The organism is Microbacterium sp. (assembly GCF_031988965.1).
Taxonomy (GTDB): domain Bacteria; phylum Actinomycetota; class Actinomycetes; order Actinomycetales; family Microbacteriaceae; genus Microbacterium.
This window is the reverse complement of sequence record NZ_DALZXX010000004.1, coordinates 22,856-34,848: the sequence shown is the minus strand read 5'-3', so window position 1 is coordinate 34,848 and position 11,993 is coordinate 22,856. Positions and strand designations below refer to the sequence as shown.

Sequence of the window (11,993 nt, the reverse complement as noted above, 5' to 3'; positions counted from 1 at the left end):
TCCATCGGGCGGAGGCGCAGAAGCTCGATCACGACGGCGAGGTAGTAGCGCAGCACGCCATGGGGCCAGCGGAGCCGGTTGGTGCGGTCGCTGACCTTCGCGTCGAACCCCAGCGCGGCGATCGTGAGGAACGGCGCCACGCGGCCCGCGGTGCGGATCTCTCCGATGTCGATCGACCTGGCGACCCCGCAGAGCGCGAGCTCCGCCGAGGCGACCGGATCGTGCCGGGGAAGACCGAGCGCCCGGGCGAGATCGTTTCCCGTGCCGGCCGGGACCAGCGCGACGGGAACGGAGGTCGCGCACAGCAGGTCGAGGATGCCGGACAGCGTGCCGTCTCCCCCGACGACCACCAGGACCCGCGGGCCCTCAGCGAGAGCCTGCGCCGCGAGCACCGCACTCGATGCGGCGGAGTCACCGGTGAACACGCGGACGTCGGCGCCGCGAGCCTGCAGGTGCGCCAGCGCTGCGGAGGCCTCGCGACCGGCGCGCCCCTTGCCCGCGGACGGGTTCGAGAGCAGGGCGATGTGGTCGCCCACGTCAGCGCGTCCTATCGACGGTGATCACGGCTCCGGGATTGAGGATCCCCTGCGGGTCGAGCTCTCGCTTGATCGCGGCCAGTATCCGCACGCCGGTCTCACCGATCTCCTGCTCCAGCCATGGCGCATGATCCCGGCCGACGGCATGGTGATGACTGATCGTGCCACCGCTCGCGATGATCGCGTCGTTCACTCGGGCCTTGACCTCGGCCCACACCTTCAGCGGGTCGGAGCGGACGCCGGCCAGCACGGTGAAGTACAGGGACGCCCCCGTCGGATAGATGTGGGAGACGTGGCACATGACGTGAGACTTGGCTCCGGCATCCGCGAAGCCGTCGCGCAGGGCCGCGGTGACCCCGGCCTTCAGGGCGTGCAGGTTCGCCCAGGTGGTCGCCGTCTCGAGCGTCTCGCAGAACACTCCGGCGTCCAGCAGCGCGTCACGCAGATACGGACCGTCGAAGCGTCCGTCGAGCCAGTCCTCCGCCGCCCCCTCGCCGGAGGAGACGCCGCCGGCAGCCGCGAGCAGCGCGGACGTACGCGCTCGGCGCTCGGCGATGCCGTCACCCTCGTACACGGTGACCACCGCTGCCCCCTTCGACAGAGCCCTGCCGATCCTGCCGACCTGGGCCAGGCTGACCGCGGTCTCGGCCTCGTCGGACAGGCGGATGACGGTCGGCCCGCCGACGTGCTGGGCGACCGCCCTGAGGCCGGCGGTACCCGCCGCGAAGTCGGGGAAGGTCCAGGACTCGAGCACCCGCTCGTGCGGGATCGGATGGACGCGGACCCGGACCTCGGTGATCACCCCGAAGATGCCTTCGGAGCCCAGGAACACGCGGATGAGATCGGGACCCGCGGCTGAGCCCGGCGACCGCCCGAGGTCGATGTCGCCGGTCGGCGTGGCCACGCGGATGCCGGTGACCATCGTCTCGAAGCGGCCGTGGCCCGCAGAATTCTGTCCCGACGACCGAGCGGCCGCGAACCCGCCGATCGTCGCGTATCGGAAGCTCTGCGGATAGTGGCCGAGTTCGTATCCGTGCGCGGTGAGCAGCGCCTCCGCGTCGGGCCCGGTCGTACCTGCCGCAAGAACCGCTTCGCCGCTCACGGCATCGAGGCGGAGGAGGCCGGTGAGCCGGCGCAGGTCGAGGCTGACGACCGCGTGGTGGTCCCCGCGTTCGGGATCGAGAGCGCCGACCACGCTTGTGCCGCCGCCGTACGGGATGACGGCGACGCCGCGGTCGGCCGCGACCGCGAGCACGGCGGCGACCTCGTCGTGATCGCCGGGCAGGATCACGGCGTCCGGGACACTCTGATGGAGCTGGCGACGTCTCAGCAGATCCGGCGTCGAGCGTCCGCCCGCGTGCCGGATGCGCGCCTCGTCGGACATGTCGACCCGGCCGGGGCCGACGATCTCCGCGAATGCCGCGCCGTCGTTCGCTCGCAGCGCGGTCGCGTCCAGCTGCACGTCGTGGAGCTCCACCGGTGCGGCAGGCTTGCGGATCCGTCCGAGCAGAAGCGGCAGCAGGGCCCGCACGGCGCGGGGAAGATCATCGGCTTTCGCGGGGTCGCCCCAGCCGTTCCACCGCATCTCCGATTCCGCGGCGACCCTGCCGCTCTGGTGACTCATGCGTTACAGTGTGACAGATCATGGAAGAACGTCAAGTGACCGCGTCGACGACGATCGCGCCAACCGAGTGGGATCCCACCCAGGCGCGAATCCTCGACGCCGCCGACGAGCTGATCAGCAGGCGCGGCGTGCACGGCGTCACGATCGCAGAGCTCGCGCGCCGTGCGGGGCACAGCCGACCGACGATCTACCGAAGCTGGAACGACGCCGACGATGTCGTGCGAGCAGCGCTCCTCCGACGGGTCGCGGGCATCGTCGCCGGCTTCCCGGTCCGCGCCGACACTCGAGAGGACCTCGTCGACGACGTTCTGCGTTTCACGACGCAGTTCCGAGCCGACGAAGTCTACGGGCGACTGCTCGCGGACGAGCCCGAGGTCTTCACCCGCTACACGCTGCAGCGCGTCGGTTCGAGCCAGCGGCTGATCCTGCGCTGGCTGGCTACGTCGATCCATGCGGCGCAGCAGGGGGGAACGGTTCGGGCGGGAGACTCGAGCGAGATCGCCGTGATGCTGCTGCTCATCGCACAGTCGGCCGTGCTCTCGCATGGCACCGTCTCAGAGCTGATCTCCGAGGAGTCGTGGGAGCGCGAGCTGCGGGCCGCTCTCGACGGGCTGCTCCGGCCATGACCTCCTACTCCCCGGACCTCAACGTCGTACGTCGGGCCGTGGAACTCGCACAGGCAGCGGACGAGACCGTGGACGTGCTCGTGATCGGCGGCGGCATCACGGGCGTGGGCGTCGCGCTGGATGCCGCATCACGGGGACTGACCGTCACCCTCATCGACGCCGACGACCTCGCGTTCGGCACGAGCCGCTTCAGTTCCAAACTCGTGCACGGCGGCCTCCGCTACCTCGCCACCGGCGACGTCGCGACGGCGAAGGAGAGCGCGTTCGAGCGCCACCTGCTGATGACGGTGATCGCACCGCATCTGATCCGACCGCTCGGACAGCTTCTGCCCTTCACCGAGGGCGTCACCGCGCGACAGCGCGCCGCCGGAGTCTTCGGGATGGCGATGGGTGACCTGCTGCGAATGCGAGCGCAGACCCCTCGCACGACACTCCCGTCGCCGCGGCTCGTCTCGGCGCGCACCGCACAGCATCTCATGCCCGCGCTCTCGCGCCGAGGCTTGCGCGGCGGCATGCTCTCGTACGACGGCCAGCTCCTCGACGATGCACGCCTGGTCGTGACGGTCGCCCGCACCGCCGCACGCCTCGGCGCGCGCATCCTCACCAGGGTCAGGGCACGGGAGTTGAGCGCGGACGGTGCGGCGGCGGAAGATGTGCTCACCGGAGAGCGACTGGACATCCGCGCCCGCAGCGTGATCAACGCCACGGGTGTATGGGCCGGGACCCTCGACGGATCGATCACCATGCGCCCCAGCCGCGGCACCCACATCGTGCTGGATGCCGCCGCGCTCGGGCACCCGTCGGCGGCGCTCACGATCCCCCACGAGGGATCGATCAGCCGCTACGCGTTCGCGCTGCCGCAGCGGAGCGGGCGCGTCATCGTGGGCCTGACGGACGAGGACGCTCCGGGACCTGTGCCGCACGTCGCGGCCCCGACGGAGGGAGAGATCGCTTTCCTGCTCGCGACGCTCAATCGTGTGCTCGCGGAGCCGATCCGGCGTGACCAGGTCCGCGGTGCGTTCGCCGGACTTCGCCCGCTCGTAGACACGGGAGCTGACTCGACCGCCGACATCTCCCGGCGCCATCTCGTCGGGATCGCGGAAGCCGGGTTCGTCAACGTCCTCGGCGGCAAGCTGACGACGTACCGGAGGATGGCCGAGGATGCGGTCGATCTCGCGTCGAGGCTCCGCGGCCTGAGGGTCGCTCCGAGTCGGACGGCATCCCTCCGACTCACCGACACAGCCGGCGTCATGTCCGACGTCGCCGTCGACGGCCGACTGTCGCGTGCGCAGGTCGACTTCGCGGTGCGTGCCGAGGGCGCGCTCACCGCAGACGACGTCCTCGACCGACGCACCCGAGTCGGGCTCGTGGAGGCCGACCGCGAGCGGATGAGGCCGACTGTCGAGCGCACGATCTCCGAGATCCTCTCAAACCTCGGCTGAGACCTCCCGAGGTCGTTGCCGACGCGCCGTCGACGGACACCGAGTATCCGCATCGCGGCGCCGCGACGAACGTCCATCGAACAGCATGTGAACTCCCGAGTCCTCGTGCCTCAGAACGCCCACACGCGCGCCTGCAACCGGCACAGTGGTGTCATGGACATGCTCCTCTCGATGCTGGGCGGTAAGGGAATGTCGGGTCTGTTCAAGACCGGCACAGCGATTCTCACCATTCTTCTGGTGGTTCCGGCGCTGTTGAAGATCTTCGTCGTCACCGTCGATGAGGGCTGGGCGGCGATCCGCACGCGCAACGGAAAGCCGATCATCCGCAACAGGCCGCAGCGTCGTCCCACTTCCCGCGGGGGTGCGGTCGGCGAGGTCGTGGTGCTCGACCCGGGATCGCACGGGGCGTTCCCGCTGTTCTACTGGTACAGACTCATCGATGTGCGTTGCCGGGCGACCGATCTGCCCGCGCGCGAGATGACCGGAGCCGGCGGGCACCAGCACCGGGTGCATGCGTCGTTCGAGTGGCGCCCGATACCGACCGGTCGAGATCTGCGCGTGTTCGAGCTCGATGTGGTCAATGTCACGGAGCGAGCGTCGAACATCGTCGGCGCGGCGTTGCGAGACGTCATCCGAGGGCTGGACGGCGCCGAGCTTCCTCACAATGACGAGATCAACACGCGGATCATCGCGGCCAGTGCCGGGGATGTGCGTCGCGCGTGCGGCGTCGAACTCGTGCGCGTCATGGTCACCGGCGACGCGCTGACGGACGGCTATCTGCTGTCGTCCGCCCTCCGCGACACCGAGCGCCGCGACGATGCCGTCGCGGCGCTGCATGCGCTGAACTGAGAGATCAGCTGCGTTCGCGAAGGGGCAGGTCGATCGTTCCGGTCTCGCCGGCATGCCGAGCGACCGGAATGCGGGTTCCGAGCACCTGTGACACGACGTCCTGCGCGATCTTCGACGCGGTCAGGCCGGCGTCCACGAGGATCTCGTCGCGAGTCGCATGATCGATGAACTCGTCCGGAAGGCCGAGCTCGTCGACTGCGGTATCGATTCCGGCCTCGCGGAGCACCTGACGGACGCGCGTGCCGATGCCTCCGACGCGGATGCCGTCCTCGAGCGTGATCACGAGACGGTGGCGTGCGGCCATGCTCACGATCGACGGCTGCACCGGGATCGCCCATCGAGGGTCGATCACCGTGGCGCCGATTCCCTGGGCGCGGAGACGCTCCGCGACATCCATCGCGAGGGCAGCGAAGGGGCCGATGGCGACGAGGAGCACATCCTCGGACTCACCCCGCGCGAGCACGTCGACCCCGTCATGGAGTCGCTCGATCGCCGGGAGCTCCGGAGCGACATCCCCCTTGGGGAACCGGATCACGGTGGGTGCATCCTCCACGAGGACCGCTTCGTCGAGCGCCTCGCGGAGACGGGCTCCGTCTCGCGGGGCGGCGATGCGGATGTGCGGGACGATCTGCAGCATGGCCAGATCCCACATGCCGTGGTGGCTGGGACCGTCGGGACCGGTGACACCGGCCCGATCGAGGACGAAGGTGACGCCGGCCCGGTGCAGAGCCACATCCATGAGCACCTGGTCGAAGGCCCGACCCATGAACGTCGCATACAGCGCGACGACCGGGTGCAGGCCGCCGAAGGCGAGACCCGCCGCAGATGCGACGGCGTGCTGTTCGGCGATACCGACGTCGTAGACGCGATCGGGGAACCGCTCGGCGAACGGGGCGAGTCCGGTCGGGCGGAGCATGGCCGCGGTCATCGCGATCACGTCGCTCCGTCGCTCACCGACCGATACGAGGGCATCGGAGAAGATGTCGGTCCAGCCCGTTCCGCCGGAGGAGAGCGTCTCGCCCGTCACAGGGTCGATACGACCGACCGCGTGGAACTGATCTGCCTCGTCATCGCGGGCCGGCTGATAGCCACGGCCCTTCTCGGTGATCGCATGCACGATGACCGGTGCTCCGTACGACTTGGCGAGCTCCAGGGTTTCGAGCAGCGCGGGGAGGTCATGTCCGTCGACGGGACCGAGGTACTTGATGTCGAGGTTGGAGTACAGCGCTTCGTTGTTCGTGAAGCGAGAGAGGAACCCGTGCGTGCCGCCCCTTACTCCGCGGAAGACCGCTCGCCCCACCGGGCCGAAGGCGCGGAAGAGCCGATCGGACTTGTGGTGCAGGTCCTTGTAGGCGGCAGCCGTGCGAACGCGGTTGAGATAGCGGGACATGCCGCCGATCGTCGGGGCGTAGGAACGACCGTTGTCGTTGACCACGATCACCAGATTGCGGTCGTTGTCGTCGGAGATGTTGTTGAGCGCTTCCCACGTCATGCCACCGGTGAGCGAGCCGTCGCCCAGAACGGCGACCACGTGGCGGTCCGCCCGCCCCGTCGCCGTCAGCGCACGCGAGACCCCGTCGGCCCAGCTGAGCGAGCTCGACGCGTGCGACGACTCGACGACGTCGTGCGGGCTCTCGGCGCGCTGGGGGTACCCGGCGAGGCCGCCCCTCAGGCGCAGCGACGAGAAGTCCTGCCGACCGGTGAGCAGCTTGTGCACGTACGACTGGTGGCCGGTGTCGAAGATGAAGGGATCGTCCGGCGACGAGAAGACACGGTGCAGGGCGATCGTCAACTCGACGACGCCCAGGTTCGGGCCCAGATGCCCACCGGTGCGGGACACGTTCTCGACGAGGAAGTCGCGGATCTCCGCCGCGAGTTCGACGAGCTGGTCCTCGGACAGGGCATCGAGATCACGGGGTCCTGAGATGCTCGGAAGAATGGGCATCTGCACCTCCTCATAGGCACCGTTGGCGGCATCCGATTCCGGTACGGACGCCTGCTCGATCCTACCTCGGGCATCCGGGAAAGCTCGGAGAGCGATTCCCCCTTGACATGGGTGCTGACACGCGGAAAGGGCCCGGTTCCGAAGAACCGAGCCCTTTCCGGCTGTGCGATCAGACCAGCGAACGCAGCACGTACTGCAGGATGCCGCCGTTGCGGTAGTAGTCCGCCTCACCGGGGGTGTCGATACGGACGACCGCGTCGAACTCCACGACCTGCTTGCCCTCGGGCGAGTCGACGGTCGGCGTGGCGGTCACGCGGACCGTCTTCGGGGTGGTGCCGTCGTTGAGCTCCTCGAGACCCGAGATCGAGACGACCTCGGTGCCGTCGAGACCCAGCGACTCCCAGCTCTCGCCGGCGGGGAACTGCAGCGGGACGACGCCCATTCCGATCAGGTTCGAGCGGTGGATGCGCTCGAAGCTCTCGGTGATGACCGCCTTGACGCCCAGCAGGCTCGTGCCCTTGGCCGCCCAGTCGCGCGACGAGCCGGAACCGTATTCCTTGCCGCCGAAGATGACGAGCGGGGTGCCCTGCTCCTGGTAGTTCATGCTCGCGTCGTAGATGTACGACTGCGGGCCGCCCTCCTTGGTGAAGTCGCGGGTGTATCCGCCCTCGACGACCTGGCCGTCGTTCACGGCCGAGACCATCAGGTTCTTCAGACGGATGTTCGCGAACGTTCCGCGGATCATGACCTCGTGGTTGCCTCGACGCGAACCGAAGGAGTTGAAGTCCTTGCGGTCGACGCCGTGCTCGGTGAGGTACTGAGCCGCAGGCGTACCGGCCTTGATGTTTCCGGCGGGCGAGATGTGGTCGGTCGTGACCGAGTCACCCAGGGTCGCCATGACGCGCGCGCCCTCGATGTCGCGCACCGGGGTGAGCTCCATCGTCATGCCGTCGAAGTACGGCGCCTTGCGCACGTAGGTCGAGTTCTCGTCCCACTGGAAGATGTCGTCATCCGGAGTGGGGAGGCTGCGCCAGCGCTCGTCGCCGTCGAAGACGGTCGCGTACTGCTTGATGAACTGCTCACGCGAGATCGACGAGTCGACGAGCTCCTGGACCTCGGCCGGGGTCGGCCAGATGTCCTTGAGGAAGACGTCTTCGCCGTCGGTTCCCTTGCCGAGCGCGTCGTTCTCGAAGTCGAAGTGCATCGACCCGGCCAGCGCGTAGGCGATGACCAGCGGCGGGCTGGCGAGGTAGTTCATCTTCACGTCGGGGCTGATGCGACCCTCGAAGTTGCGGTTGCCCGAGAGCACGGCGGTCACGGCGAGGTCGTGATCGTTGATGGCCGCGGAGACCTCTTCGATCAGGGGGCCCGAGTTGCCGATGCAGATCGTGCAGCCGTAGCCGACGGTGTAGAAGCCGAGGCCCTCGAGGTCCTTGTCGAGTCCGGACTTCTCGTAGTAGTCCGTGACGACCTTCGAGCCGGGGCCGAGCGTCGTCTTGACCCACGGCTTCTGCTTGAGGCCCTTCTCGAGCGCCTTGCGGGCGACGAGGCCTGCGGCGATCATGACCGACGGGTTCGAGGTGTTGGTGCACGACGTGATGGCTGCGAGGGTCACCGCACCGTTGTCGAGGATGTACTTCTCGCCGGACGGCGTCGTGACCGGCACGGGCTTGGACGCGTTGGCCGGGGCTCCGCTGTTGATGTGCACCGGACGCGTCGTGGTCGGCTCCTCCTCGCCGGGCACCGAACCGGGGTCGGACGCCGGGAAGGAGTGCTTCGACTCGAGGTCGACGACGGAGTCCGAGGTCGACGCCGAGGCGTACGAGAGGATGTCGTGCTCGAACTGCGACTTCGCCTCGGAGAGGAGGATGCGGTCCTGCGGACGCTTCGGGCCGGCGATCGAGGGCACGACGGTGCCGAGGTCGAGCTCGAGGTACTCGCTGAAGGTGGGCTCGTGAGAGGCGTCGTGCCAGAGCTTCTGCTCCTTGGCGTAGGCCTCGACGAGAGCCACGGCCTCGTCGCTGCGGCCGGTCAGGCGCAGGTAGTCGAGCGTGACGTCGTCGATCGGGAAGATCGCGGCGGTCGAGCCGAACTCCGGCGACATGTTGCCGATCGTGGCGCGGTTGGCCAGCGGCACGGATGCCACGCCTTCGCCGTAGAACTCCACGAACTTGCCGACCACACCGTGCTTGCGCAGCAGGTCGGTGATGGTGAGCACGACGTCCGTCGCCGTGACACCGGCGGGGATCTCGCCGGACAGCTTGAAGCCGACGACGCGCGGGATGAGCATCGACACGGGCTGGCCGAGCATCGCAGCCTCGGCCTCGATGCCGCCGACGCCCCAGCCGAGCACGCCAAGGCCGTTGACCATCGTGGTGTGCGAGTCGGTGCCGACACAGGTGTCGGGGTACGCGCGCAGCACGCCGTCGACGTCGCGGTCGTAGATGACCTTGGCAAGGTGCTCGATGTTCACCTGGTGCACGATGCCGGTTCCGGGCGGGACGACCTTGAAGTCGCTGAACGCCGTCTGGCCCCAGCGGAGGAACTGGTAGCGCTCGCCGTTGCGCTCGTACTCGATCTCGACGTTCCGCTCGAGCGCGTTCTCGGAGCCGAAGAGGTCTGCGATGACCGAGTGGTCGATCACCATCTCTGCGGGCGAGAGCGGGTTGATCTTGTTCGCGTCGCCGCCGAGCGCCGTCACGGCCTCGCGCATGGTGGCGAGGTCGACGATGCAGGGAACACCGGTGAAGTCCTGCATGACCACACGGGCCGGCGTGAACTGGATCTCGGTGCTCGGCTCTGCCGCGGCATCCCACGAACCCAGTGCTTCGATCTGCGCCTTCGTCACATTCGCGCCGTCCTCGGTGCGAAGCAGGTTCTCAAGGAGCACCTTGAGGCTGAACGGGAGCTTGTCGAAACCGGGCACCGTGTCGATGCGGAAGATCTCGTAGTCGGTGCTGCCGACCGTCAGGGTGCTCTTGGCACCGAAGCTGTTCACCGTGGACACGAATCCGTCTCCTTCTATTCGGATGGGAGCGACAGGCGCCTCCATCTTGCTCGCCAGCGAGCCCCTGCGGCTAGCAAGGCAGACCTAACCAGTCTGCTCCGCTCAGCCTCCGGGCGAAAGCCTGCAATTTATCTTGATATCAAGATAAATCTATCACGACTCCTGCGGTGTTCCGGAATTCGCGGTGCGTGGGTACAGCGCGCGCACGACCAGCCAGGTGACGGCGATCAGCGGCGCGAACAGCGGTAGGCCCATGATGAGCTTCAGAGTGCCCAGGGCGGTCACCTCACCCGCGAGATACAGCGGCAGCTGCACGGCGAGCCTCGCGTAGAACAGCGCCGCCCAGGCGACGCCGAGCCAGAGGAATGCGCGTCGCTTGCGTCGGTCGTTGCGCCAGGCCGTGCCCTCACCCATCAGGAACCCGACGGCGAGTCCGATGAGCGACCATCCGATGAGCGCCGACACGAGCATCGCAGTGCCGTACGCCGCGTTCGTGATGAGCCCGGGAACGAAGTTGTCCTCACCTCTTCCCGTCCACAGCGCCAGCGCCGCGGCCGCCGCGGCCGCCACGAGCCCGCCGATGGCCGCCGACGGCGGCGACTTCTGGATGAGCCGGACCACCGTGAACACCGCCGCGAGGCCCACAGACACCCCGAGAGGGAGGATCAGCGGCTCCGGCGCGATCGTGAAGAGGATGACGAAAGCGAGGCTCGGCAGGACGGACTCGAGGATCCCTCGCCACCCGCCGATCGCCGACCACACGACCTTGTGCGTCGCTCCGGTCTCGGTCGGATCGAGACCGGCACGGCGGGCCGCGCCACCCAGGGCTGCACCGAGGATGTCCGAGGCGCTCTGTTCGCGCTCCGGCTCAGACGCCGGGGTGCTCACGCCGAACCGGGCGTCGCGGGCATCTTGAGGGGGATCAGATCGCGAGGCGGCATGGGCGCTCCGCCGCGGACGACCACGATCGAGCGGAAGAGGTCCTCGACCTTGGCTGCAGCCTCGAGGTCGGATGCTGCGGCTCCGCCGATGACGCCGCGCAGGAACCACCGCGGTCCGTCGATGCCCACGAACCGTGCGAGACGCAGACCGGATCCCTCGTTCGCCGTCGCGGGCACCTCGGCGAGGAGCTCCTTGCCCAGCGGGCCCTCGCGCTCTTCGACGCGACCGCCCTGGGTGCGGACCTGATCGCGCAGCTGCACACGGGTCTCGTCCCAGAGTCCACCGGAACGCGGCGCCGCGAACGGCTGCACCTGCAGCGAGGAGTCCGCGTAGTCGAGGCCGACGGCGACGATGCGCTTCGACTGCTCCTCGACCTCGAGTCGCAGGTTCAGTCCCTCTCGAGGAAGGATCTTGATGCCCCCGAGGTCGATGTACGGCCGAACCGGATTCGCCTCGGAGTCGTCGAAGGGGCCCTCGGTCGCCCGGTTCTCGGGGGCCGACTTCGAGGGAGTCGCGTTGTTGTCAGTCATTGGCCTGTCCTGCTGGATTCGAGTGGGATGCTGCCTGGTAGCCGGTCGAGCCGAAACCGCCTTCGCCGCGGACGCTGTCCGGCAGCTCGTCGACGGGGATGAAGACGGCGCGCGTCACCGGCATGATGATCAGCTGCGCGATGCGATCGCCGACGGCGACATCGTACGCGCTGCGGATGTCGGTGTTGATCAGGCTCACCTTGATCTCACCCCGATAGCCGGCATCCACCGTGCCGGGCGAGTTGACGATGGAGATCCCGTGCTTGGCGGCGAGCCCGCTGCGCGGCACGACGAACGCGGCATATCCCTCCGGAAGGGCGATGCGCACGCCCGTCGCGACGAGGGCGCGCTCCCCCGGCTCGAGGTGCACGGCCTCGGCCGCGACGAGGTCGGCGCCGGCGTCTCCCGGATGCGCGTATCCGGGCACGACGGCTGCGCCGTCGAGCACAGGCGCGATAATGGGGAGATCAACGGAATCAGTCACCCCACGAG

The 11,993-nt window shown here is 68.5% G+C and carries 10 protein-coding genes; 3 read left to right on the top strand and 7 right to left on the bottom strand.

Going from position 1 to position 11,993, the window contains the following annotated elements; translation table 11 throughout:
* Both RTM68_RS02840 and RTM68_RS02835 read right to left on the bottom strand, forming a co-directional pair.
* Nucleotides 1-536, bottom strand: a 536-nt coding sequence (locus RTM68_RS02840) for a diacylglycerol kinase family protein (protein ID WP_312168046.1), incomplete at its 3' end; no start/stop codon positions are given.
* Nucleotide 537: 1 nt separating this feature from the next.
* Nucleotides 538-2,160 (bottom strand): FAD-binding oxidoreductase, encoded by a 1,623-nt coding sequence (locus RTM68_RS02835; RefSeq protein WP_312168045.1) that lies wholly within the window; start codon nt 2,158-2,160, stop codon nt 538-540.
* Nucleotides 2,161-2,180: 20 nt separating this feature from the next.
* Between RTM68_RS02835 and RTM68_RS02830 the strand changes: the two genes are divergently transcribed.
* From RTM68_RS02830 to RTM68_RS02820, 3 genes are all read left to right on the top strand, one after another.
* Nucleotides 2,181-2,786 (top strand): helix-turn-helix domain-containing protein, encoded by a 606-nt coding sequence (locus RTM68_RS02830; RefSeq protein WP_312168044.1) that lies wholly within the window; start codon nt 2,181-2,183, stop codon nt 2,784-2,786.
* A complete protein-coding gene (locus RTM68_RS02825) occupies nt 2,783-4,228 on the top strand; it encodes a glycerol-3-phosphate dehydrogenase/oxidase (protein WP_312168042.1) in 1,446 nt (481 codons plus the stop codon). The genes RTM68_RS02830 and RTM68_RS02825 overlap by 4 nt, the downstream gene beginning before the upstream one ends.
* Before the next feature lie 153 nt (nt 4,229-4,381).
* Nucleotides 4,382-5,077, top strand: coding sequence for an SPFH domain-containing protein (locus RTM68_RS02820; protein ID WP_312168040.1), 696 nt, complete (start codon nt 4,382-4,384; stop codon nt 5,075-5,077).
* Nucleotides 5,078-5,081: 4 nt separating this feature from the next.
* Here RTM68_RS02820 and dxs read toward each other — a convergent pair whose 3' ends face one another.
* The 5 genes from dxs to dut form a co-directional block, all read right to left on the bottom strand.
* On the bottom strand, nt 5,082-7,022 hold the full coding sequence (dxs, locus tag RTM68_RS02815) for a 1-deoxy-D-xylulose-5-phosphate synthase (RefSeq protein WP_312168039.1): 1,941 nt from the start codon (nt 7,020-7,022) through the stop codon (nt 5,082-5,084).
* A 169-nt stretch (nt 7,023-7,191) separates the two neighbouring features.
* The gene (locus RTM68_RS02810) at nt 7,192-10,029 is read right to left on the bottom strand and encodes an aconitate hydratase (RefSeq protein WP_312168038.1); all 2,838 of its coding nucleotides are present in this window, start codon (nt 10,027-10,029) and stop codon (nt 7,192-7,194) included.
* Nucleotides 10,030-10,182: 153 nt separating this feature from the next.
* Nucleotides 10,183-10,917: a DUF3159 domain-containing protein gene (locus RTM68_RS02805; RefSeq protein ID WP_312168036.1), complete on the bottom strand. Its 735-nt coding sequence runs from the start codon at nt 10,915-10,917 to the stop codon at nt 10,183-10,185.
* Complete coding sequence (locus tag RTM68_RS02800; RefSeq protein WP_194764001.1) at nt 10,914-11,501, bottom strand: DUF3710 domain-containing protein; 588 nt, start codon at nt 11,499-11,501, stop codon at nt 10,914-10,916. The genes RTM68_RS02805 and RTM68_RS02800 overlap by 4 nt, the downstream gene beginning before the upstream one ends.
* Nucleotides 11,494-11,985 (bottom strand): dUTP diphosphatase, encoded by a 492-nt coding sequence (dut, locus tag RTM68_RS02795; protein WP_312168034.1) that lies wholly within the window; start codon nt 11,983-11,985, stop codon nt 11,494-11,496. Before dut ends, RTM68_RS02800 begins: the two co-directional genes overlap by 8 nt.
* Nucleotides 11,986-11,993 lie beyond the last annotated feature (8 nt).

Coding starts and splice junctions, on each gene's coding strand:
- RTM68_RS02835 (WP_312168045.1), bottom strand. CDS start 2,160: ATGAGTCACCAGAGCGGCAGGGTCGCCGCGGAATCGGAGATGCGGTGG.
- RTM68_RS02830 (WP_312168044.1), top strand. CDS start 2,181: ATGGAAGAACGTCAAGTGACCGCGTCGACGACGATCGCGCCAACCGAG.
- RTM68_RS02825 (WP_312168042.1), top strand. CDS start 2,783: ATGACCTCCTACTCCCCGGACCTCAACGTCGTACGTCGGGCCGTGGAA.
- RTM68_RS02820 (WP_312168040.1), top strand. CDS start 4,382: ATGGACATGCTCCTCTCGATGCTGGGCGGTAAGGGAATGTCGGGTCTG.
- dxs (WP_312168039.1), bottom strand. CDS start 7,022: ATGCCCATTCTTCCGAGCATCTCAGGACCCCGTGATCTCGATGCCCTG.
- RTM68_RS02800 (WP_194764001.1), bottom strand. CDS start 11,501: ATGACTGACAACAACGCGACTCCCTCGAAGTCGGCCCCCGAGAACCGG.